Origin of the sequence: Micromonospora sp. DT233, from assembly GCF_049841815.1 — a bacterium.
In the GTDB taxonomy this organism is placed as follows: domain Bacteria; phylum Actinomycetota; class Actinomycetes; order Mycobacteriales; family Micromonosporaceae; genus Micromonospora.
In genome coordinates this window covers 101,507-123,539 of record NZ_JBNCLB010000001.1, presented here as the reverse complement: position 1 = coordinate 123,539, position 22,033 = coordinate 101,507, and the positions used below count along the sequence as shown (strand labels likewise).

Annotated in this window: 18 protein-coding genes; 8 read left to right on the top strand and 10 right to left on the bottom strand. The window is 73.6% G+C overall.

Annotated elements, in window-relative coordinates:
• Position 1: 1 nt before the first annotated feature.
• On the bottom strand, positions 2-406 hold the full coding sequence (gene sodN, locus ACLQ2V_RS00570; RefSeq protein ID WP_425716346.1) for a superoxide dismutase, Ni: 405 nt from the start codon (positions 404-406) through the stop codon (positions 2-4).
• An 83-nt stretch (positions 407-489) separates the two neighbouring features.
• Between sodN and ACLQ2V_RS00565 the strand changes: the two genes are divergently transcribed.
• The 3 genes from ACLQ2V_RS00565 to ACLQ2V_RS00555 all read left to right on the top strand — a co-directional run bounded on the left by ACLQ2V_RS00565 (position 490) and on the right by ACLQ2V_RS00555 (position 3,193).
• On the top strand, positions 490-870 hold the full coding sequence (locus ACLQ2V_RS00565) for a S26 family signal peptidase (RefSeq protein ID WP_425716345.1): 381 nt from the start codon (positions 490-492) through the stop codon (positions 868-870).
• A 139-nt stretch (positions 871-1,009) separates the two neighbouring features.
• Positions 1,010-2,188 (top strand): NAD(P)-dependent malic enzyme, encoded by a 1,179-nt coding sequence (locus tag ACLQ2V_RS00560; RefSeq protein WP_425716344.1) that lies wholly within the window; start codon positions 1,010-1,012, stop codon positions 2,186-2,188.
• Between the two features lie 42 nt (positions 2,189-2,230).
• On the top strand, positions 2,231-3,193 hold the full coding sequence (locus tag ACLQ2V_RS00555; RefSeq protein ID WP_425716962.1) for a zinc-binding dehydrogenase: 963 nt from the start codon (positions 2,231-2,233) through the stop codon (positions 3,191-3,193).
• Between the two features lie 572 nt (positions 3,194-3,765).
• On the opposite strand, the gene ACLQ2V_RS00550 is transcribed toward ACLQ2V_RS00555, so the two are convergent.
• Both ACLQ2V_RS00550 and ACLQ2V_RS00545 read right to left on the bottom strand, forming a co-directional pair.
• The gene (locus tag ACLQ2V_RS00550; protein WP_425716343.1) at positions 3,766-4,731 is read right to left on the bottom strand and encodes an alpha/beta hydrolase family protein; all 966 of its coding nucleotides are present in this window, start codon (positions 4,729-4,731) and stop codon (positions 3,766-3,768) included.
• Positions 4,732-4,809: 78 nt separating this feature from the next.
• Complete coding sequence (locus ACLQ2V_RS00545; protein ID WP_425716961.1) at positions 4,810-5,754, bottom strand: alpha/beta hydrolase family protein; 945 nt, start codon at positions 5,752-5,754, stop codon at positions 4,810-4,812.
• 328 nt (positions 5,755-6,082) lie between these two features.
• Here ACLQ2V_RS00545 and ACLQ2V_RS00540 point away from each other — a divergent pair, with 328 nt between their 5' ends.
• Complete coding sequence (locus ACLQ2V_RS00540) at positions 6,083-6,259, top strand: hypothetical protein (RefSeq protein WP_425716342.1); 177 nt, start codon at positions 6,083-6,085, stop codon at positions 6,257-6,259.
• A 104-nt stretch (positions 6,260-6,363) separates the two neighbouring features.
• On the opposite strand, the gene ACLQ2V_RS00535 is transcribed toward ACLQ2V_RS00540, so the two are convergent.
• From ACLQ2V_RS00535 to ACLQ2V_RS00505, 7 genes are all read right to left on the bottom strand, one after another.
• The gene (locus tag ACLQ2V_RS00535) at positions 6,364-7,482 is read right to left on the bottom strand and encodes an acetate/propionate family kinase (protein WP_425716341.1); all 1,119 of its coding nucleotides are present in this window, start codon (positions 7,480-7,482) and stop codon (positions 6,364-6,366) included.
• Entirely contained in the window at positions 7,479-9,545 is a 2,067-nt protein-coding gene (gene pta, locus ACLQ2V_RS00530) for a phosphate acetyltransferase (protein ID WP_425716340.1), read from the bottom strand. Before pta ends, ACLQ2V_RS00535 begins: the two co-directional genes overlap by 4 nt.
• A 67-nt stretch (positions 9,546-9,612) precedes the next feature.
• Positions 9,613-9,792 carry a DUF6104 family protein gene (locus tag ACLQ2V_RS00525; protein WP_007072780.1) on the bottom strand — a complete coding sequence of 60 codons (180 nt, stop codon included), beginning with the start codon at positions 9,790-9,792 and terminating at the stop codon, positions 9,613-9,615.
• Between the two features lie 123 nt (positions 9,793-9,915).
• Complete coding sequence (locus ACLQ2V_RS00520) at positions 9,916-13,677, bottom strand: multifunctional oxoglutarate decarboxylase/oxoglutarate dehydrogenase thiamine pyrophosphate-binding subunit/dihydrolipoyllysine-residue succinyltransferase subunit (protein WP_425716960.1); 3,762 nt, start codon at positions 13,675-13,677, stop codon at positions 9,916-9,918.
• Between the two features lie 260 nt (positions 13,678-13,937).
• Complete coding sequence (locus ACLQ2V_RS00515) at positions 13,938-14,762, bottom strand: ABC transporter permease (protein WP_425716339.1); 825 nt, start codon at positions 14,760-14,762, stop codon at positions 13,938-13,940.
• Entirely contained in the window at positions 14,759-15,697 is a 939-nt protein-coding gene (locus tag ACLQ2V_RS00510; RefSeq protein WP_425716338.1) for an ABC transporter ATP-binding protein, read from the bottom strand. The genes ACLQ2V_RS00515 and ACLQ2V_RS00510 overlap by 4 nt, the downstream gene beginning before the upstream one ends.
• Before the next feature lie 203 nt (positions 15,698-15,900).
• Positions 15,901-16,557, bottom strand: coding sequence for a hypothetical protein (locus ACLQ2V_RS00505; protein WP_425716337.1), 657 nt, complete (start codon positions 16,555-16,557; stop codon positions 15,901-15,903).
• 197 nt (positions 16,558-16,754) lie between these two features.
• Here ACLQ2V_RS00505 and ACLQ2V_RS00500 point away from each other — a divergent pair, with 197 nt between their 5' ends.
• The 4 genes from ACLQ2V_RS00500 (at position 16,755) to ACLQ2V_RS00485 (ending at position 21,993) form a co-directional block, all read left to right on the top strand.
• On the top strand, positions 16,755-17,456 hold the full coding sequence (locus ACLQ2V_RS00500; protein WP_425716336.1) for a response regulator transcription factor: 702 nt from the start codon (positions 16,755-16,757) through the stop codon (positions 17,454-17,456).
• A complete protein-coding gene (locus ACLQ2V_RS00495) occupies positions 17,453-19,003 on the top strand; it encodes a sensor histidine kinase (protein WP_425716335.1) in 1,551 nt (516 codons plus the stop codon). The genes ACLQ2V_RS00500 and ACLQ2V_RS00495 overlap by 4 nt, the downstream gene beginning before the upstream one ends.
• Before the next feature lie 62 nt (positions 19,004-19,065).
• The gene (locus ACLQ2V_RS00490; protein ID WP_425716334.1) at positions 19,066-20,691 is read left to right on the top strand and encodes a trypsin-like peptidase domain-containing protein; all 1,626 of its coding nucleotides are present in this window, start codon (positions 19,066-19,068) and stop codon (positions 20,689-20,691) included.
• A 243-nt stretch (positions 20,692-20,934) separates the two neighbouring features.
• A complete protein-coding gene (locus tag ACLQ2V_RS00485) occupies positions 20,935-21,993 on the top strand; it encodes a glycosyltransferase (protein WP_425716959.1) in 1,059 nt (352 codons plus the stop codon).
• Positions 21,994-22,033: the final 40 nt, after the last annotated feature.

Genomic DNA, 22,033 nt, shown 5'->3' with positions numbered 1-22,033 from the left:
GTCACGCCTGCTTGGTCTCCCAGAAGATCTTCGAGATCTCGTCGATCTTGCCGAGCAACTCGTCGGCCTTGGCCGGGTCGACGCTGCCCTTGGCCCCGCCCGCGCCGGCGAGCTTGGTGGCCTCGTTGAACAGGGTGTGCAGGTGCGGGTACTTCTCGAAGTGCGCCGGCTTGAAGTAGTCGGTCCAGAGCACCCACAGGTGGTGCTTGACCAGGTCGGCGCGCTGCTCCTTGATGATCAGCGCCCGGGTGCGGAACTCCGGGTCGGTGTTCGCCTGGTACTTCTCGGCGATGGCCTTGACCGACTCGGCCTCGATCCGGGCCTGGGCCGGGTCGTAGATGCCGCAGGGCAGGTCGCAGTGGGCGCTGGCGGTGACGCGCGGCATGAGGATGCGGGGAAGTCGCATCGGGATCCTCCATAAGAAGTTTGCGATGATCCAAGACGACACTACTCCTGACATCGTCCCCAACGGGGCGGAGGTGAAAACGGGTGCGCCCCGACGAATCCCCGGCCGCGCCCGACCCCGGGGCCGCGCCGCGACTGCGTGGGCCGCTGGCCGCCGTACTGGTGACCGGCCCGTCCATGGCACCCACCCTGCGCCACGGCGACGCCGTGCTGGTCCGCTGCGGGGGGCGGCCCGTGCGTCCCGGCGACGTCGTGATCGCGGTCTTCCGCACCCGCCCGGAGCTGCTGGTGGTCAAGCGCGCGGTCCGCGCGCAGGACGGCGGCTGGTGGGTACGTGGCGACAACGACCTGGTCACCGACGACTCCCGGGCGTACGGCGTGGCCGACGTGCGGGGACGCGTGGTGGCCCGCTACTGGCCCCGGCCGGGTAGGCTGCGCCGCCCGGCAGGCTACCGCCGAGTATGACCCTGCTCACATCAGGGCCCGGGCGCCGACACTATGCTCAGCAGGTGCCCGGGTGACCCCCGCACCGCGTACCACCGCCGACGCCTCACCTAGCCTCCGGCCCGGACGCCCCATCTGCTCGACAGATCCTGGAGTCACCATGTCTTCACCCACCGTGGACCCCGCCGAGCCCGTCTTCGCGCTGCACGCCGGCGGCAAGATGGCCATCGCCTCGACCGTTCCGCTGACCAGCCGGGAGGACCTCTCCCTGGCGTACACCCCGGGGGTGGCCCGGGTCTGCCAGGCGATCGCCGCCGACCCGGCCCTGGCCGACGAGTACACCTGGGCGGGGCACACCGTCGCGGTCGTCACCGACGGCTCGGCCGTGCTGGGGCTGGGCAACATCGGCCCGCGCGCGGCGCTGCCGGTGATGGAGGGCAAGGCGGTGCTGTTCAAGCAGTTCGGCGGCGTGGACGCGGTGCCGATCTGCCTGGACACCCAGGACGTGGACGAGATCGTGGCGGTGGTGCGGGCGCTGGCCCCCTCGTTCGGCGGGATCAACCTGGAGGACATCAGCGCGCCGCGCTGCTTCGAGGTGGAGCGCCGCCTCGACGAGGCGCTGCCCATCCCCGTGTTCCACGACGACCAGCACGGCACCGCGATCGTCGTGCTCGCCGCGCTGCGAAACGCCACCGCCCTGCTCGACCGCAAGCTCGGCGACCTGCGGGTGGTGGTCGTCGGCGCGGGCGCGGCCGGGGTGGCGGTGACCCGAATGCTGATCGCCGGGGGAGTGGACGCCGCCCGGGTGGTGGTCTGCGACTCGAAGGGGATCATCGGCCGGCACCGGGCCGAGCTCACCGGCACCAAGGCGGCCCTCGCCGCCGACACCAACGCCGAGGGTCGCCACGGCGACGTCACCGAGGCGCTGCGCGACGCCGACGTGCTGATCGGCGTCTCCGGCGGGCGGATCCCGGAGGCGGCGGTGGCCGGGATGGCCCCCGGCGGCATCGTCTTCGCGCTGGCCAATCCGACCCCCGAGGTGGACCCCGACGTTGCCGCCCGGCACGTCGCGATCGTCGCCACCGGGCGCAGCGACTACCCCAACCAGATCAACAACGTGCTGGCCTTTCCCGGCGTCTTCCGGGGGGCGCTGGACGCCCGGGCCACCCGGATCACCGAGGGGATGAAGGTCGCCGCCGCCCAGGCCATCGCCGGCGTGGTCGCCGAGACGCTGACCGCCGACGCGATCGTGCCGTCCCCGCTGGACCCTCGGGTCGCGCCCGCGGTCGCCGAGGCCGTGGCCGACGCCGCCCGCCGCGACGGCGTCGCCCGCGCCTGACCCGCCTGCTTGGCCTTCTTATGGGCCTCGGTGCTTGTTACGGTGCGGGTCATGCGTGCTGCCTTCGCGTCGAGCTTCGACGCCGCCGACCCGCTCTCCGCGCTGACCGTCGGCGAGCGTCCAGAGCCGATCCATCCCGAGGACGACTGGGTCACCGTGCGGGTGCGGGCCAGCTCGCTCAACCACCACGATCTGTGGTCGCTGCGCGGCGTGGGGCTGGCCGCGGACCGGCTGCCGATGATCCTCGGCTGCGACGCGGTCGGCACCGACCCGGACGGCAACGAGGTGGTGGTCTACCCGCTGGTGCCCGATCCGGGCGACCCGCGCGGGATCTCCATCCTCTCCGAGCGCTTCCCCGGCACCTTCGCCGAGCGGGTGGCCGTACCCCGGGTGAATCTGCTGCCCCTGCCGGGCGGGGTCTCCGCCACCGACGCCGCCTGCCTGCCCACCGCGTGGCTCACCGCCTGGCGGATGCTCACCACCAAGGGTCGGGTCTCCGAGGGCGAGTCGGTGCTGGTCCAGGGCGCGGGCGGCGGCGTCGCCACGGCGGCCGTCGCGCTCGCCGTCGCGCTCGGCAAACGGGTGTACGCGACCAGCCGCGACGCCGGCAAGCGGGACCGGATCACCGAGCTGGGGGCGACCGCCCTGGCCCCCGGCGCGCGCCTGCCGGAGCGGGTCGACGTGGTGATCGAGACGGTCGGGGAGGCCACCTTCGACCACTCGCTGAAGTCGGCCGCGCCGATGGCCCGGATCGTGGTCTCCGGCGCGACCGCCGGGTACGAGCCGAAGGTCAACCTGCGCCGGGTCTTCGCCATGCAGTTGGAGATCCTCGGCACCTCGATGGGCACCCCGGGCGAGCTGACCGAGTTGCTGGCGTTCTGCGCCGAGCACGAGGTGCACCCGGTGGTGGACAGCGTCGTGCCGTTCAGCCGGATCGGCGACGCGTTCGCCCGGATGCACTCCGGCGACGTCTTCGGCAAGATCGTCATCGACCACACGGCCTGACCGCCCGCCCGGGTACGTCGGTCGCCCGCCGGATGGGGTGGGCAACGGGCCTTCTCCGTTCCGGGAGAGCGCGATATGCCGTACATGGAGTGGAGCGAGGGGGATTCCGGGCACCGGGGGAGACCGGCCGTGGCGGTCATGCGTGCCAGGCTGGCCGCGCACTCCTAGGGCTTCCCGCCGCTCTGGCTCGTCTCTGTGCGCGCCGAGGGACCACTTCATCGAGCCCGAATTTCGGGAACCTTGTTCCACTCTATGGAAAACGTGAAGATCTTGGTAGGAATCGGCCCCTATGGGGGCCATTTCCTACCAAGATCTCGAGCGCGGCGCGCTGTCAACCTGCGCCGGCCCTCTGGTCCGCGCGGGAAAGCTGTCGTGCCGCGCCGGCTGACGGCTGAACACCGCCCGGAACTGTCCGAGGAATAGCACCGGGAGCCCTCGTGGGGCCCCGGGTGCTCTGGCGTCAGTCGACCGGGGTCACGGGGGCGTCAACGGCGGCCAGCCAATGACCGGGGGTGATCTCGGTAAGCATGGCGCCCCTCCTCAGGCGGGGAAGGGCCCGGCCAGCCGCACAGTCAGGAGAGCCGGTCGTCGAGGGTGGCCAGCTCGCCGCGGGCGGCCTCGGCCGGCAGGCGTCGCCGGGCCTCGGCGTCGCCGTAGAGGCTCCAGCGGAGGAACTCCACGCAGGTGTCCGACACCACCCGCAGGGCCGCGCCGTCGGTGAGCAGGGCGCGGCCGTGGTCGCCCTTCGGCAGGCTCAGCATCGCCTTGGGCCACGGCACCTTGTCGTACGCCGCCCGGCCCGAGGCGTAGTCGACCACCTCGTCGGCCTCGCCGTGCACGAAGAGCTGCGGGGCGGCGGCCCCGGCGAACGCCGTCCCCACGCCGAGGGAGGTGCCGGCGAAGACCACCCCGGCGTCCAGCCGCTCGTCGCGCCCGGTGGTGAAGAGGCCGATCGTGGTCACCCCGCCGGCCGAGTGCCCGGCCGCGGCGACCCGGTCGGTGGCGAGCCGCCCGCGCAGCGGATCGCCGGCCTTGGCGTTCAGTGTCAGCACCCGGGTCAGCGCGTACGACACGTCGGCGGGCTGGTTGAGCACGTCGAACAGGGTGCCGTCGCTGCCCTGCGAGGTGTGCGGGAAGGTCGGCGCGGCCACCACGAACCCGGCGGACGCCCAGCGGGCGAGCAGGGTGGCGTACTCGGCCGGTCGGCTGTTCATGCCGTGGCTGAACATCACCACGGGGAAGCGCCCGGTCGCCGTGGGCGCGGAGCGCTGCGGCGACTTCCCGGCCGTCCCCCGGGCCGGGTACCAGATCGTCACCGGCAGCGGCCGGTCGTCGCGGCTGAGCTTGAGCTGCCGTACGCCGACCGCGAAGGTCGCACTCGGCGCGCTACCGGCCGGGACCCGTGGCGCGGGGGCCGACTCGCTCCGGGCGGGGGTCGGCGAGCCGGGTGACCCGCCCGACCCATCCCCGCCCGAGCACCCGCCCACCCCGACGACGAACAGAGCGCTGACGACCAGCGCGACGACACGACGACCCATGGGCCCATCCTCCCTCACCCGCCGCCGCGCGACGCCGGGTCCGTCGATCTTGGAGTCGTGGTGGCTCCGGAAAGCCACTCAACGGGACAAGGCCGGCACCACACCTCCATGATCCACGGAGGGTGGGGGTGGGGGTGGGGTGGGGAGGTTGCGGGGATGCCAGGTGGTGTGGGGGGAGGAAGCGGGTGGGGGGAGGGCGGGGAGGGCCCTGGGGTCGTTGTAGAGGGTCCAGCGGAGGAAGTTCGTGGTGGTGGCGAGGACCTCCGGGAAGGCGGGGTGGGTGGGGCCCAGGTAGCCGCCGTGGTCGCCGCCCGTGACGGTGAGGAAGGCGGCGGGGCCGGGCGCGCGGGCGTACGCGGCCTGGCCGACGGTGACCGGCACCACCTGGTCGGCGTCGCCGTGCACGAAGAGCACCGGCGCGCTCGCGCCGGCGAACGCGCCGGCCAGGCCGCCTCCGGCGATCACGATGCCCGCCCGGAGCCGCGACGGGTGCCCCGAGGTGAACATGCCGGCGGTGGTGAAGCCGCCGGCCGAGTGCCCGGCCGCGGCGAACCGGGCGGTGTCCAGGTGGCCGGCGAACGGGTCGCCCCGGCGGCCACCGAGCAGGACCAGGTGCCGGATCAGCCGCCAGGCGTCGGCGGGCTGGTTGCGCACGTCGGCCCGGCTGAACCGGGCGGCTCCCCGCCGGGTGTGCGGATACGCCGGCGCGGCCACCACGAAGCCGGCGGCGGCCCAACGGGTGGTCAGCGGGGCGTGCAGGGCGGGGAGGCTGCCCAGCCCGTGACTGAACACGACGACCGGGAAGCGCCCCCGGGCGACCCCGCCCGTGGCGGCGGCCGGGTACCAGACGGTCACCGGCAGTGGGCGGGCGCCGGTGGGGTCGAGGGTGAAGGTGCGCACCCCGACCGGGTACGCCACCGTGGGTGCGGACCGCACCGACAGGGCGGCACCGGGGGCGGCCGGGGTGACCGTGCCGCAGCCGGCCAGCAGGGCCGCCGTCAGCACGGCGAGCAGGGCCACCAGCGGCTTGCCACGCGGAGGTGCCGGCGGGACGCCGACCGGGGATGCCGGCGGGGCGGCGCGCGGGGGTGCCAGCGGGGCGGCGCGCGGGGGTGCCAGCGGGGCGGCGCGCGGGGGTGCCAGCGGCGCGGCGCGCAGCCGTCGGGCGTTCACCCCCTCACGGTAGGCGGCCCGAGGGCGGGCCGGTCCCACCGTCCGGGCCGGTCCGGAAGGCCACCCGGAGCGGCCGGGCAGGCCACCCGGGGGAGCCGGCGGTGCCGATCCGTCGTCTCGTGCGGCGCGTCGCCCGGGTGGGCGCGGCGCGGTCGGCGGCCTTGGCTATGGTCAGGCCATGGCTGACAAGTACGTGGACCCCAGCGGCAACACCGAGCAGTTCCAGGCGTTCGCCCACGAGCCCGACGGTGCCGCCCCGGCCGCCCCGGTGGCGTCCCGCACGCCGCTGCTGGTGGGTGGCGTGGTCGTCGTGGTGCTGCTGCTGGCCGTGGTCGCCTGGCTGGCCCTGGCCTGACGGGCGCAGTCGCCGGCCACGCGCAGTCGCCGGCCACGCGCAGTCGCCGGCCACGCGCAGTCGCCGGCCACGCGCAGTCGCCGGCTCCTGCGATCGAGGGGCGGTCAGTGGGGCCCTTCGACCACCGTGCGGGTCTCCCGGGCGATCTCGCGCTCCTCGTCGGTGGCGATGACGCAGACGGCGACCTCCGCGCCGTCCGGGGAGATCACCCGGTCGCCGCTGCCCGCGTTGCGCTCCGGGTCCACGGCGATGCCCAGCCGGCCCAGGTTGGCCAGCGTGGCGGCCCGCACCTCGGGGGAGTGCTGGCCCACCCCGGCGGTGAAGGTGATCGCGTCCACCCGCCCGAGCAGGGCGTAGTACGCCCCGACGTAGCCGGTGATCCGGCGGCAGTAGACGTCGAAGGCGAGCGTGGCGGCGGCGTCCCCGGCCTCGTAGCGGGCCTGCACCTCGCGCATGTCGTTGGCCCCGGTCAGCCCGAGCAGGCCGCTGCGGTGGTTCAGCAGGTCGTCGATGTCGTCCACGGTCATGCCGCCCTCGCGGCGCAGGTGGAAGATGACCGTCGGGTCGAGGTCGCCGCTGCGGGTGCCCATCACCAGCCCCTCCAACGGGGACATCCCCATCGAGGTGGCCACGCTGCGCCCACCGGCCACGGCGCAGGCGCTCGCCCCGTTGCCCAGGTGCAGGGTGATGGTGTTCAGCTCCTCGTACGGCCGGCCCAGCAGTTGCGCCGTGCGCCGGGAGACGTACGCGTGCGAGGTGCCGTGGAAGCCGTACCGGCGCACGCCGTACCGCTCGGCGGTGGCCCGGTCGATCGCGTAGGTGGCGGCGGCCTCGGGCAGGGTGTGGTGGAACGCCGTGTCGAAGACGGCGACCTGCGGCACCCCGGGCAGCGCCTCGCGGGCGACCCGGATGCCGGCGAGGTTCGCCGGGTTGTGCAGCGGGGCGAGCGGGACGATCTCCTCGATCGCCGAGAAGACCGCGTCGTCGACGACCACCGGCTCGGTGAAGCGCCGCCCGCCGTGCACCACCCGGTGCCCGACGGCGGCGAGCCCGCCCAGGTCCAGCCCGTCGAGGATCTGCCGTACGGCGGTCTCGTGGTCGGCCGGACCGCGCCCGGCCTCACCGACCCGCTCGACGGTGCCGGAGCCGAGGATCTCCTCGCCGTCGTAGAGCCGGTACTTGACCGACGACGAACCGCAGTTGAGCACCAGCACCCGACTCATGACGCCTCCCCGGCGGCCTGGATGGCGGTGATCGCCACGGTGTTGACGATGTCCGCGACGGTGGCGCCCCGGGACAGGTCGTTGACCGGGCGGCGCAGGCCCTGCATCACCGGGCCGACGGCCACCGCCCCGGCCGAGCGCTGCACCGCCTTGTAGGTGTTGTTGCCCGTGTTCAGGTCCGGGAAGATGAAGACCGTGGCCCGCCCGGCGACCGGGCTGTCGGGCAGCTTGGTGGCCGCCACCCGGGGGTCGATCGCCGCGTCGTACTGGATCGGGCCCTCGACCAGCAGCTCCGGGCGACGCTCGCGGACCAGCCGGGTGGCCGCCGCGACCTTCTCCACGTCCGCGCCCGCCCCCGAGGTCCCCGTCGAGTACGACAGCATCGCCACCCGGGGCTCGATGCCGAACCGGGCGGCGGTGTCGGCCGAGGAGAGGGCGATGTCGGCGAGCTGGGCGGCGTCCGGGTCGGGGTTGACGGCGCAGTCGCCGTAGACCAGCACCCGGTCGGCGAGGAGCATGAAGAAGACGCTGGAGGCCACCGAGAGCCCCGGCACCGTCCGGATGATCTCGAAGGCGGGGCGGATGGTGGCGGCCGTGGTGTGGGTGGCCCCGGAGACCATCCCGTCGGCGTGCCCGGTCTGCACCATCATCGTGCCGAAGTAGTTCGGCTGGGCCACCACGTCGTGCGCCAGCTCGACGGTGACGCCCCGGTGGCTGCGCAGCTTCGCGTACGCCTCGGCGAACTCGTCGCGCAACTCGCTGGTCGCCGGGTCGACCACGGTCGCGCCGGTGATGTCGATGCCGAGCTCCCGGGTGCGCCGGGCGACGTCGTCGTGGCGGCCGAGCAGGGTCAGCTCGGCCACGCCCCGGTGCAGCAGGATCTCCGCCGCCCGCAGGATGCGCTCCTCGGTCCCCTCGGGGAGCACCAGGCGGCGGCGCTGCGACCGGGCCCGGTCGATGAGGTCGTACTCGAACATCAGCGGGGTGACCCGCTCGGAGCGGCTGACCCGCAGCCGGCGGGACAGGTCGTCGGTGTCGACGTTCGCCTCGAAGGCGCCGAGCGCGGCCTCCACCTTGCGGGGGTTGGCGACGCTGGGCCGCCCCTCGATGCGGCTGGACGCGGCCACCGTGTCGTAGCTGTCGCTGGGCACCGAGAGCACCGCGAAGCCGGTGTTCAGCCCCGCCACCACCCGCATCGCCCGCGGGTCCGGCTGCTCGCCGAGGGTGAGCACCACCCCGGCCAGGGAGACCTGCCCGGCGACGTGCGCGGCGCTCGCCGCCACCACCAGGTCCGCCCGGTCGCCGGGGGTGATCACCAGCGCGCCCTCGGTCAGGTGGTCCAGCAGGGTCGGCACGTGCGCCGCGCCGACGACGTAGTCGAGCACGTCGCGGCCGAGCGCGGCGTCGTCGCCGGCCAGCATGGTCGCGCCCAGCGCCGCCGCCACCTCGGCCACCGTCGGCGCCGACACCGCCGGCACCTCCGGGATGGCGTACGTCGGGACGGGCAGGTCGGGCAGCGTCATCGGCCCCGGCACCCGGTTGGCGATCACCGCCAGCACCGTCGCGCCCAGGTCCGCCAGGTCGTGGTACGCCCCGCGCGCCGCCGCCGCGATGGCCTCCGGCTCCTGGCCGAAGCCGTCGATCACCGGCACCACCACGCTGCCGAACTCGGTGGCCAGCCGGGCGTTGAAGGCCAGTTCACGGGGGCCCGCGCCGTCGCCGCCGTCGGCGAAGTCGCTGCCCACCACGACCATCGCCGGGCAGCGCCGCTCGACGTCGCGGTACCGCTGCACCAGCCGGGAGATCAGCTCCTCGCGCCGGCCGTCGGCGACCAGCGCGCTGGCCTCCGCGTACGTCGTGCCGTACAGGTCGGCCACCGGAAGGTCGATCCGGTAACGTTCGGTGAGCAGGGCGAGGATCGGGTCGGGGCCGGCGCCGCCGACCAGGGGGCGGAACGCCCCGATCCGCTCGACCTGTCGGGAAAGAAGTTCAGCGAGGCCGAGCGCGATGGTCGACTTGCCCCCGCCGGAACTCACACTGGTCAGATACACGCTGCGGGCCACGGCCCCACGCTACAAGATCGCACCCCGGCGCACCCAGGCTGTGTGACCTGGGCCGAAGGTCACGAAATCAGTCGTCGTCGGGGTCGTCGAGGCGGGCCAGCCAGGTCGCGAAGCGCTCGATCGGGGTCTCGAACTCCGGGTTCAGGTCCACGAAGTCGCGCAGCCGCTCACCGAGCCACTCGACGCTGACCTGCTCCTCGCCGCGGCGCTCGACCAGTTCCTCGATGCCACGATCGGTGAAGTACATCCGTACGTCCTCATTCCTCGCCACCCGGCCGGCGGCCGGGTCGGGTGGGGTGCCGACGCGCGCCGGGGCAGCGGCCCGTCGTGGCGACGGTCGCTGCCCCGGCGCGCGGCAGGGTGCCTCGGGTCACGGGCGGGGCAGGGCCGCCTCGATCAGCGCGTGCTGCTCGGCCTCGTGGGTCTTGGCCGAGCCGCCGGCCGGGGCGGCGGCGGCGGGGCGGGAGATGCGCCGCAGCCGGATCTCGCTGAGGTGCTCCAGCAGGTTGAGCGCGACGAAGCTCCACGCGCCCTGGTTGGCCGGCTCCTCCTGCACCCAGGCGTAGTCCTCGGCGTTCGGGTACTGCGCCAGGGCGGCCCGGATCTCCTCGACGGGCAGCGGGTAGAGCTGCTCCATCCGCAGGATGGCGGTGTCGGTGACGCCCCGCTCCGCACGGGCGGCGAAGAGGTCGTAGTAGACCTTGCCCGAGCAGAGCAGCACCCGCTTGACCTGCTCCGGAGCCGGCGCGGCGGCGTCGGCCAGCACCGGGGCGAAGGTGCCCGTGGTGAAGTCCTCGACGTCGGAGACGCAGAGCTTGTGCCGCAGCAGCGACTTCGGCGTGAAGACCACCAGCGGCTTGCGCTTCGGCGACAGGGCCTGGCGGCGCAGCAGGTGGAAGTAGTTCGCCGGGGTGGTCGGGATGGCCACCCGCATGTTGTCCTCGGCGCAGAGCTGCAGGAACCGCTCCGGGCGCCCGGAGGTGTGGTCCGGGCCCTGCCCCTCGTGGCCGTGCGGCAGCAGCAGGGTGACCGCGGAGCGCTGGCCCCACTTGACCTCGCCGGAGGAGATGAACTCGTCGATCACCGACTGGGCGCCGTTGACGAAGTCGCCGAACTGGGCCTCCCAGCAGACCAGCGCGTCGATGTTCTCCACCGAGTAGCCGTACTCGAAGCCCATCGCCGCGTACTCGCTGAGCAGGGAGTCGTGCACGAAGAACCGGGACCGCTCGCCGTCGCCGGTGAGCGAACTCAGCGGCAGGTGGTCCGCGCCGGTCTTGGCGTCCACCACCGAGGCGTGCCGCTGCACGAACGTGCCCCGGCGGGAGTCCTGCCCGGCCAGCCGGACCGTGACCCCGTCGTGCAGCAGCGAGCCGAGGGCGATGATCTCGCCGAAGCCCCAGTCGATGTGGCCCTCGACGGACATCTTGGCCCGCCGGTCGAGCAGCTGCTGGATCCGCTTGTGCGGGGTGAAGCCCTCCGGCAGGTTGACGTGCGCGTCGCCGACGGCCTTGACCACCTCGGCGGTGGTGGCGGTCTGCACCTGCGGCTCGGGCTCCGGCTCGCGGCGCGGGCGGGTCGACTGCTTCGGCGCCGAGGCGGCGTCGCGGGTGGCCTTGAAGACCCGCTCGAGCTGCGCCTGGTAGTCGCGCAGCAGCTCCTCCGCGTCCTCCACGGTGATGTCGCCCCGGCCGATCAGCTCCTCGGTGTAGAGCTTGCGGACCGAGCGCTTCGAGTCGATGATCTTGTACATCTGGGGGTTGGACATCGACGGGTCGTCGCCCTCGTTGTGCCCGCGCCGGCGGTAGCAGACCATGTCGATCACGACGTCCTTGTTGAACGCCTGCCGGTACTCGAACGCCAGCCGGGCGACCCGGACCACGGCCTCGGGGTCGTCGCCGTTGACGTGCAGGATCGGCGCCTCGATCATCCGAGCCACGTCGGTGCTGTAGAGGCTGGACCGGGAGTGCTCGGGGGCGGTGGTGAAGCCGACCTGGTTGTTGACCACCACGTGCACCGTGCCGCCGGTGCGGTAGCCCCGTAGCTGCGACAGGTTGAGCGTCTCGGCGACCACGCCCTGACCGGCGAAGGCGGCGTCACCGTGCACCGCCAGCGGCAGCACCGTGTACCCCTCCAGCTTGAGGTCGATGCGGTCCTGCTTGGCCCGCACGATGCCCTCCAGCACCGGGTCGACGGCCTCCAGGTGCGACGGGTTGGCCACCACCGACACCTTGACCGCGTGCTCGCCGCCCGGCGCGGTGAACTTGCCGTTCTGGCCCAGGTGGTACTTCACGTCGCCGGAGCCCTGGGTGGAGCGCGGGTCGAGGTGCCCCTCGAACTCCGAGAAGATCTTCTCGTACGGCTTGCCGACGATGTTGGCCAGCACGTTGAGCCGGCCCCGGTGGGCCATGCCGATGACGACCTCGTCGAGCCCGGCCTCGGCGCAGGACTCCAGGATCTCGCCGAGCAGCGGGATCAGCGACTCGCCGCCCTCCAGCGAGAAGCGCTTCTGGCCCACGTACTTCGTCTGCAGGAAGGTCTCGAACGCCTCGGCGGCGTTGAGCCGGTTGAGCACGTGCTTCTGCTCGTCGGTGCTGGGCTTCTCGTACTTGCGCTCGACCCGCTCCTGGATCCAGCGCCGCTCCTCCGGGTCCTGGATGTGCATGTACTCCACGCCGACGCGGCGGCAGTACGAGTCGCGCAGGGCGCCGAGGATGCTGCGCAGCTTCATCCGCTGCTTGCCGGCGAAGCCGTTGACCGGGAAGACCCGGTCGAGGTCCCACAGGGTCAGCCCGTGCTGGAGGACGTCCAGGTCCGGGTGCTTACGGATCTTGAATTCCAGCGGGTCGGTGTCGGCCATCAGGTGACCGCGCACCCGGTACGCGTGGATCAGCTCGTGCACCCGCGCGGTCTTGTTGATCTGGCCCTCGGAGCTGACGGCCACGTCCTGCACCCAGCGCACCGGCTCGTACGGGATGCGCAGCGCGGTGAAGACCTGGTCGTAGAAGCCGTGCTCGCCGAGGAGCAGCTCGTGCATGACCTTCAGGAACTCGCCGGACTGCGCGCCCTGGATGATCCGGTGGTCGTAGGTGCTGGTCAGCGTGATGGTCTTGCTGACGGCCAGCTCGGCGAGGGTGGTCTCGCTCATGCCCTGGTAGGGGGCCGGGTACTCCATCGCGCCGACGCCGATGATCGCGCTCTGCCCGGTCATCAGGCGGGGGATCGAGTGCACCGTGCCGATGCCGCCCGGGTTGGTCAGCGAGATCGTGGTGCCGGAGTAGTCGTCCATGGTCAGCTCGTTGCGGCGGGCCCGCCGGACCACGTCCTCGTACGCCTGCCAGAACTGCCGGAAGTCCATCGACTCGCAGCCCTTGATGGACGGGACCACCAGGTTGCGGCTGCCGTCGGGCTTGACCAGGTCGATCGCGATGCCCAGGTTGACGTGCTCGGGGCGGAGGATCGCCGGCTTGCCGTCGACCTCGGTGAACGAGTTGTTCATCTCCGGGTGCTCGACCAGCGCCCGGACCATCGCGTACCCGATCAGGTGGGTGAAGCTGACCTTGCCGCCGCGCCCCCGGGCGAGGTTGTTGTTGATCACGATGCGGTTGTCCACCAGCAGCTTGGCGGGGACGACGCGCACGCTCGTCGCGGTCGGCACGCTCAGCGAGGCGTCCATGTTCTGGACGATCTTCGCGGCGACGCCGCGCAGCGGGCTGGTCTGCGCGCCGGCGGCGGCGGGCTTTGCCGGCGCGGCCTTGGCGGGTGCGGGCTTGGCGGGTGCGGCCTTCGCGGCGGGGGCCGGCTTCGCGGCGGGCGCGGCGGCCTTGGTGGCGGGGGCCGGCTTCGTCGCGGGTGCGGGGGCCGGGGCGGTCCTCGCGGCCGGCTGGGCGACGGTGGCGGCGGCCTCCTGCTGCCCGGCGGGCTCCGGCGCGGCCTTCGCGGCCTTGCCGTCGGCGGCGTCCGGGCGCGGTGTGGCGGCGCCGGGGGCCGGCCGGTAGTCGGCGAAGAAGTCGTGCCAGGCCGGATCGACGCTGCTTGGGTCGGCGAGGTAGCGCTGGTACATCTCCTCGACGATCCACTCGTTCGGGCCGAAACCCGCCAGTGGGTTCTCCTGCGAAGTCTGCTGGGTCGACACGCCGGTAATCGCCTCTTTCACGCGGGTTTGTGTGTCACGCGGCGTCCGCCGTCCCGCCCCGGAGCGCGGGCGGACAAGGGACGGCTCCCAGGCTACGCCGTAGCAATACGCTAAGCATTTCCGCCTCCGCCGCGTGGTCCGTTTCACAGAAGATGCGAAGTTCGGTCCGGCCCGGCGTCGGCATTGACGCCGGCCGACGAGGCACCGGCCCCGGGGCGCGATTGACGATCACGCCCGGGGCCGGTGCCACCGGATCTGGGTCAGGAGATGTCGCGCCGCCGCAGGGTGAGGGCGCCGATCGTGCCGGCGACCACGGCGTACCCGATCAGGACCGCCGCGCCCACCCAGCGCGCCGGGTTGCCCGGGATGTCCTCGCCGCTGACCATCAGCGACGACGCCAGCGACGGCACCGCCACCTGGAGCTGGTTGATCCACTCCCCGTAGCGGGACGCGAGGATGCCCAGCACCGCCACGGCCCCGATCGAGCCGCCCAGGTAGAGCAGGATGCCGGTGACCGTGGCGCCGATCTGGCTGCGGATCAGCACCCCGAGGCCGACCCCCAGCACCGACCAGAGCAGGTACGCCAGGGCGTTGAGCCCGATGGCCTGCCAGATCGCGCCGCTGCCGAACTGCGTGCCGACGTCGACGGAGGTCAGGATCAGCGCGCCGACCAGCACGTTGAGCACGGTGGTGACCAGCCAGAAGAGCATGGCCAGGACGGCGGCGGCGACCAGCTTCGCCACCATCACCGCCGTGCGGTGCGGCGCGGTGAGGAACGTGGTGGTCACCGTCTGGTGGAAGAACTCGCTGGTCACCACGATGATGCCGAGCAGCATCACGATGAGCAGCCCGAAGAACTGGGCGTTGGTGTAGAGGTTGGCCGCCAGGCTGTCCGCGGAGGCCACCGCATCGAGCTGCTCGGCCTGCTCGGCCGGCACGTCCTCGAAGCCCCCGGAGGCCAGCGCCTCGGTCTGCAACCAGTTGATCAGCAGGGTGAGGCCCCAGAGCGGCAGCATGATCAGCCCGAAGATCCACCAGGTGCTGGTGGTACGGATCTTGAGCAGCTCGGATCGGACGAGGTTCATCGGATGCCCGCCTTTCCGGCCGTCAGCTCCAGGAAGACCCGTTCCAGATCGGGTCGCTCCGGTGTCAGTTCGTGCAACTCCGCCTGCACGGCCAGGGCGGCCCGGCCGATCGCCGGGGCGTCCGCCCCGCTGACCAGCAGCACCCCGTGCTCGTCGGTCTCCACCGTCGCCGACTGCTCGCGCAACGCCGCGACCAGCTCCTCGGCCTGCGGGGTACGCACCCGCACCCGGCCGCCCTGGGCCATCGAGCCGAGCACCTGCTCGACCGGGCCCTGCCGGATCAGCTTGCCGGCCGCGATGATCACCACGTCGTCGGCCAGCAACTGCATCTCCGACAGCAGGTGGCTGGAGACCAGCACCGTGCGCCCCTCCTGGGACAGACCCTTGAGGAAGCCACGCATCCACCGGATGCCCTCCGGGTCGAGCCCGTTCGCCGGCTCGTCGAGGATCAGCACCCGGGGGTCGCCGAGCATCGCGGCCGCGATGCCGAGGCGCTGCTTCATGCCCAGCGAGTAGCCCTTGAACTTGCGTTTCGCCGCCGGCGTCAACCCGACCAGCTCGAGGGCCTCGTCGGCCCGCCCGCTGGGCAGGCCGGCCGCCGCGCAGATCACCCGCAGGTGGTTGATGCCGGTGCGGCCCTTGTGCGCGCTGGACGCCTCCAGCACCGCGCCCACGTGCCGCAGCGGGTCGGTCAGGTCCGCGTAGCGCTGCCCGCCGATGGTGGCGGTGCCGCCGGTCGGGGTGACCAGGTTCAGCAGCATGCGCAGCGTGGTGGTCTTGCCGGCGCCGTTCGGGCCGAGGAAGCCGGTGACCCGCCCCGGTTCGACCGTGAACGACAGATTGTCGACCGCCCGGACGTTCTTGTACTGCTTCGTCAGGCCGGACACCACGATCTGACCGTCGGTGGTGAGGGGGCTTCGCTGCCCGTCAGACATCGTTCTCCTTCCGTGCGTGGCGCGCGGGGCGCGCCGACAGGTGCGGCGCTGCTGTTCACGCGCCGTGGCACAGCCTGGCAAGGCCGCGCAACCAGGTCAATCAGGTTGGTGTCGGTCTGCCCGCGTGGCGGCCCCTCCCGGTGCCGCGGGGGCACCGCCGAGGTCGTCCGCGTCGGGCACGTCCGCCCCGACTCCGGGGCGTTTCAGGCCGTTTCCAGGGCGATCCAGGCGGCGCGGGAGCGGGCCAGCAGCCGGCCGTCGGGGCCGTACAGGCTGCTGCGCACCAGCGCCCGGCGGCCGTGCGTCTCGTCCATGACGCCGGTCACCACGCACTCGTCGCCCGGTGCCGGCAGCGCATGCGACACGACGGTGATCCGGCCGAGCACGTACGGGCGGCCGGGGACGATCACCGCCCAGCCGCCGGGGCAGTCCAGCGCCGCCCAGACCGTCGCGGCGGTGACCTCCGCCGGGGCGGTGAACGGCGCGGCCGTCCGCCCGTCCGGCAGCCGGCCGGGGAAGATCCGCAGCCCGTCGGCGCGCTGCGGGCCGCAGACGTAGCAGCCGGGGAAGGGGTGGTCCACCAGACCGGCGTACGTCGCCGCGGCGACCCGCGCCACGCCGAGCTCCACCGGCGGCACCGGGTCGGGGACCGCCCCGGTCGGCCGGACCTGGGCGACCAGCCGGCCCTCGGGGTCGCGGACCTCGTCGCCCGACAGGGTCAGCGGGGTCTGCAACGGCGGCGGCCGGCGCAGCGTCACCTCGACCGGCCCGTCGTGCCCGGCGGCGGCGGCGAAGAGGCCGGCGCTCCAGCCGCCGTTGCCCGAACCGGGCGGCCCGTTGAACCTCGACGGAATGATCATGGGTAACCTCCTGCTCCGGTGTCGGGGACGGCCAGGGCCGCGTCGACGGTGCCCACCCTCGCACGGCCGGGCGCCGGACGCCGCCTCGGCCACGCCCGGCCCGGCGGGTCGGGTCGGCCACCCCGCCGCGCCCGCTCTCAGGGTTTTTTCAGCACGCGTCCAGCGCCGGCGCAGCGACATCGCGGATGATGGTCGGCATGGCCGCTACCCAGACCGAGGCGCGACTGCTCGTCGTCGAGGACGACCCCAACATCCTCGAACTGCTCTCCGCGAGCCTCCGCTTCGCCGGCTTCGACGTGGCCACCGCGACCAGCGGGAGCTCCGCGCTGACCGCAGCCAAGGACCACCGCCCCGACCTGGTGGTCCTCGACGTGATGCTGCCCGACCTCGACGGCTTCGAGGTGATCCGGATGCTCCGCGAGGGCGGCACCCGCACCCCGGTGGTCTTCCTGACCGCCCGGGACGCGACCGACGACAAGATCCGCGGGCTGACCCTGGGCGGCGACGACTACGTCACCAAGCCGTTCAGCCTGGAGGAGCTGACCGCCCGGATCCGGGCCGTGCTGCGCCGCACGGCCGGCGGCGAGCAGACCCCGTCCCGGCTCACCTTCGCCGACCTGGAGCTGGACGAGGAGACCCACGAGGTGCACCGGGCCGGGCAGCGGGTGCAGCTCTCGCCGACCGAGTTCAAGCTGCTGCGGTACCTGATGCTCAACGCCAACCGGGTGCTCTCCAAGGCGCAGATCCTCGACCACGTGTGGAACTACGACTTCCGCGGCGACGACAACATCGTCGAGTCGTACATCTCCTACCTGCGGCGCAAGGTCGACAACACCCAACCCCGGCTGATCCACACCCTGCGCGGCGTGGGATACGTGCTGCGCAAGCCAGCGGCGTGAACGCGGTAGCGCAGGCGAAGGGCCGGCTGCGCAGCGTACCGCTGCGGTTGAAGCTGGTGACGGCCGTGCTGACGCTGGTCGCCGTGGCCCTGGTGGTGATCAGCTCGCTGACCACCTACTTCCTGCGCGACTACCTGGTCGCCCAGGTCGACGGCGAGCTGCGGACCTCGGTGGAGAACCTGGAGACGGCGGCGCTCACCGCGCAGGTCACCCACCCGATAGTGCCGACCGACTACCTGCTGGTGGCCACCGACCACCGCACCGGCAAGGTGTTCCTGCAGTACGACTCCCGGTACCGCGAGGGGGACCTCCCCCAGTTGCCGAGCGACGCGGCCGGCTTCGCCCAACGGGTGGGCGAGCCGCGCACCGTCCGCGCCAGCGACAGCGGGATGCGCTGGCGGATCATCTACGCCGAGCTGCCGAACTCGCAGATGGTCGCCGTCGCGCAGAACCTCACCGACATCGACCAGGCCGTCCGGCGGCTGATCTGGATAGACCTCCTGGTCGGCGGGGCGGTGCTGATCCTGCTGGCGTCCATCGGCGCGGCGATCGTGCGGACCAGCCTCAAGCCGCTGGTCGAGATCGAGCGCACGGCCGCCGCCATAGCCGGCGGCGACCTGACCCAGCGGGTGCCCGACCCGGAGGAGGGACAGGCCTGCCCCACCTCCGAGCTGGGGCGGCTGTCCCGGGCGCTCAACACCATGCTGGCGCAGATCGAGGCCGCGTTCACCGCCCGCGCCGCCTCGGAGATCGCCGCGCGGTCGGCCGAGGCCGGCGCGCGGGACGCCGCTGCGGCGGCGCAGGCGTCCGAGACGCGGGCCCGCCGTTCGGAGGAGCGGATGCGGCAGTTCGTCGCCGACGCCTCGCACGAGCTGCGTACCCCGCTGACCACCATCCGCGGCTTCGCCGAGCTGTACCGGCAGGGGGCCGCCCGGGCACCGGAGGAGACGGCGGGCCTGCTGCGTCGGATCGAGGGCGAGGCCGCCCGGATGGGGCTGCTGGTGGAGGACCTGCTGCTGCTCGCCCGGCTGGACCGGGAACGGCCCCTCTCGCTCGGTCCCGTGGAGCTGCCGCTGCTGGCCGGCGACGTCGTGCAGGCGGCCCGGGTGGTGGCCCCGGACCGGCGCATCGAGTTGGAGATCGAGCCCGGCTCCGGGCCGTTGGTGGTGCTCGGCGACGACGCCCGGCTGCGCCAGGTCGTCGGTAACCTGATGACGAACGCACTCAGCCACACCCCGCCGGACGCCGCGGTGACCCTGCGGCTGCGTACCGAGCCGGGGAACGTGGCGGTGGCGGAGGTGGCCGACACCGGCCCGGGGCTCCCTCCGGAGCAGGCCGAACGGGTCTTCGAGCGCTTCTACCGGGCCGACGCCGCCCGGACCCGCCGCGCCGACGGCGCCACCGGGACCGGGCTCGGCCTGGCGATCGTGGCGGCGCTGGTGGCCGCCCACCACGGCAGCGTCGAGGTGGCCCAGACCCCGGGCGGGGGAGCGACCTTCCGGGTCCGGCTGCCCCTGCTGCCGGAGATCGACGATCCGAGCGAGTGACTTTCAGAAAACGTCCAGCCCGGGTCCAGGTTGGTCGCAGTGGCAGCGGGGAAGGTGGAAACATGACCGAGTACGAGACCGACCCGCAGCGGCGGCCGGCACATTCCGACGCCGAGCCGTCGTACCCCACCGCCGAGCAGCCCCGCGTCTCCTCCGGGCAGCCCGACTCCCCAGCCGTCGAGCAGTCCGCTCCGGCCACCCCGCCGGCCGCCGCCCCCGGCAATCCGTTCGCCCCGTTCGCCCCGCAGGCCGCCGACGCCGCCGGGGCGCCACCGGCCCCCGCAGCCCCGGCGTACGGCTCCGGTGCCGCCGGAGGCGACGGGCCCGCCGGCCACGCACCGCAGCCGCCCGCCGGGTACGGCCCGCCGACCGGCACCGGCTCCGCGCCGCCGTACCCGGTCTCCGGGCAGCAGCACCCGAACGGCCCCTGGCCGGCCGGGCAGCAGTCCGGCTGGGCCGCCGGGGGCCAGCACGGCCCCGCCACCCCCGGCTACGCCCCGCACGCCGCCGGCGCCGGCTACGCCCCGCAGGCCGCCGGCGCCGGCTACGCCCCGCACGCCGCCGGCCCCGGCTACCCGGGCGGGCCGGTGCCGCCGCAGTACCCCGGCCAGCCGGTGCCGCCGTGGGCGCAGCCCCCGAAGGCGAGCCGGGTCGCCAAGTTCGCCGGGGCGGGCGTCGCGGTCTTCGCGCTGATGCTCGGCTCCGGTGTCGCGGGCGGCGCGCTCGCGCTCGCCGTGGACGGCGACTCCGGCGGGATCACCCGCAACTACTCCGCCGCCCCGGTGCTCAACAGCGCCGACCTGCCGAGGATCGCCGCCGCCGTGCAGGACAGCGTGGTCTCGATCAGCACCGGCAGCGGCGAGGGCTCCGGCGTCATCCTCAGCGACGACGGCTTCGTGCTCACCAACAACCACGTGGTGGCCGCCGGTGGCGGCCAGACGGTGCGGGTGGTCTTCGCCGACGGCAAGTCCGCCGACGCGAAGATCGTCGGCACCGACCCGAAGACCGACCTGGCCGTGGTCAAGGCCAGCGGGGTCGACGGGCTCAAGGCCGCGAAGTTCGGCGACAGCGACGCGATGCAGGTCGGTGACCAGGTCCTCGCCCTGGGCAGCCCGCTGGGGTTGCAGGGCTCGGTGACCGCCGGCATCATCAGCGCCCGCGACCGCACCATCCAGGCCGGCGAGGGCCAGCAGCAGGCCCCGCAGCAGGGGGTCAGCTCGATCGCCGGGCTGCTCCAGACCGACGCCCCGATCAACCCGGGCAACTCCGGCGGCGCGCTGGTCAACACCCGGGGCGAGGTGATCGGCATCAACACCGCCATCGCCACCTCCGGCCAGAGCACCGGCAACATCGGCGTCGGCTTCGCCATCCCGAGCAACAAGGCCAAGGACGTCGCCGGCAAGCTCCAGCGGGGTGAGAAGGTGAGCCACCCCTCCCTCGGGGTGAGCGTCAGCCCGGCCGAGGACGGCGGCGCGGTGGTGGCGACCGTCACCCCGGGCAGCGCCGCCGAGAAGGCGGGGCTCCAGCGCGGCGACGTGATCACCAAGTTCGGCGCCACCGTGGTCAACGACTCCAACGACCTGGTCGGCGCGGTGCAGGCCGGCAAGGTGGGCGACCGGGTCGAGGTGCAGTACAAGCGCAACGGATCGGCGGCGACGGCGACCGTGACGCTCGCCGAGACGTCGTGACAACCAGCGGACCTGCCTCCTGAGGGGCGGGGGGGGGGGGGGGGGGGGGGGGGGGGGGGGGGGGGCGCCCCCCCCCCCCCCCCCCCCCCCCCCCCGCCCCTGCCCGTTGCGCCCCGGCCGTTTGACCGTGGCCGGGTCGGGAAAGCGTCGCCGATCACGCGGCACTGGGACCAACGGGGAGGACGCGTGGCCGTGAACCACCGGCTGGCCGATCGCTCGGGGGAACGACCGTTGCGCGTCGCGATGGTCGTCCCGCCGTGGCTCCCCGTGCCGCCACCCGGCTACGGCGGGTTGGAACACGTCGTCGCCGGCCTGGTCGACGCGCTGGTCGAACGCGGGCACGCGGTGACCCTCTTCGGGGCCGGCCCCCGGCACGGCACCCGGGCCCGCTTCGTGCCCACCTGCCCCGACATCCAGTACCCCCGGCTGGGCGAGTCGCTGCCCGAACTGGCCCACCTGGCCCAGGTCAGGCACCTCGTCGACCCGGCGGAATTCGACCTCGTGCACGACCACACCACGATCGGGCCGCTGGTCGCCGGCCGCCGGGCGGTGCCCACCGTGGCCACCGTGCACGGCAACCCCGTCGGTGAGTACGGCGTGGTGCTCGGCGACGCCGACCGTGGCGTCGGACTGGTCGCCATCTCACACACCCAGCGGCGGCTGAACCCGACGCTGCCGTGGCTCGGCACCGTGCACAACGCCCTGGACATCGCCGACGTGCCGCACAAGACCGAGCCGGGTCGTGGCCCCGTGCTCTGGCTGGCCCGGTTCAGCCCGGACAAGGGGCCGGACCTGGCGATCCGGGCCTGTCGGGCGGCGGGCCTGCCGCTGATCCTGGCCGGCAAGTGCAACGAGCCCGCCGAGCGCCGGTACTACGAGCAGGTGATCGCCCCGATGGTCGGCGACGACGTGACCGTGGTGTTCGACGCCGACCGGGAGGCCGCCCTGCGGATGCTCGTCGACGCCCGCTGCCTGATCATGCCGATCCAGTGGGACGAACCGTTCGGCATGGTGATCCTGGAGGCGATGGCGACCGGCACCCCGGTGGTGGCGCTCGACCGGGGCGCGGTGCGGGAACTGGTCCGCCCCGGCGTGACCGGCCTGGTCTGCGACGGCCCCGACGACCTGCCCGGCGCGCTGCGTCGGGTCGCCGAGCTGGAACCGGGGGAGTGCGTGGCGCACGTGGCGCGGAACTTCTCCACCGCGACGATGGCCCGGGGCTACGAGGGGGTGTACCGGGGGTTCCTCGGCGGTCCGGAGCACGTCGCGACCGGCCGTCCCGTCCCGGTCGCCGCCCGCTGACCGCAGGGGGACGGGCGACGCCCGTTGGACGGACCCGAGG

Coding starts and splice junctions, on each gene's coding strand:
- ACLQ2V_RS00485 (WP_425716959.1), top strand. CDS start 20,935: ATGGTCGTCCCGCCGTGGCTCCCCGTGCCGCCACCCGGCTACGGCGGG.
- ACLQ2V_RS00505 (WP_425716337.1), bottom strand. CDS start 16,557: ATGATCATTCCGTCGAGGTTCAACGGGCCGCCCGGTTCGGGCAACGGC.
- ACLQ2V_RS00500 (WP_425716336.1), top strand. CDS start 16,755: ATGGCCGCTACCCAGACCGAGGCGCGACTGCTCGTCGTCGAGGACGAC.
- sodN (WP_425716346.1), bottom strand. CDS start 406: ATGCGACTTCCCCGCATCCTCATGCCGCGCGTCACCGCCAGCGCCCAC.
- ACLQ2V_RS00510 (WP_425716338.1), bottom strand. CDS start 15,697: ATGTCTGACGGGCAGCGAAGCCCCCTCACCACCGACGGTCAGATCGTG.
- ACLQ2V_RS00560 (WP_425716344.1), top strand. CDS start 1,010: ATGTCTTCACCCACCGTGGACCCCGCCGAGCCCGTCTTCGCGCTGCAC.
- ACLQ2V_RS00525 (WP_007072780.1), bottom strand. CDS start 9,792: ATGTACTTCACCGATCGTGGCATCGAGGAACTGGTCGAGCGCCGCGGC.
- ACLQ2V_RS00515 (WP_425716339.1), bottom strand. CDS start 14,762: ATGAACCTCGTCCGATCCGAGCTGCTCAAGATCCGTACCACCAGCACC.
- ACLQ2V_RS00550 (WP_425716343.1), bottom strand. CDS start 4,731: ATGGGTCGTCGTGTCGTCGCGCTGGTCGTCAGCGCTCTGTTCGTCGTC.
- ACLQ2V_RS00535 (WP_425716341.1), bottom strand. CDS start 7,482: ATGAGTCGGGTGCTGGTGCTCAACTGCGGTTCGTCGTCGGTCAAGTAC.
- ACLQ2V_RS00540 (WP_425716342.1), top strand. CDS start 6,083: ATGGCTGACAAGTACGTGGACCCCAGCGGCAACACCGAGCAGTTCCAG.
- ACLQ2V_RS00490 (WP_425716334.1), top strand. CDS start 19,066: ATGACCGAGTACGAGACCGACCCGCAGCGGCGGCCGGCACATTCCGAC.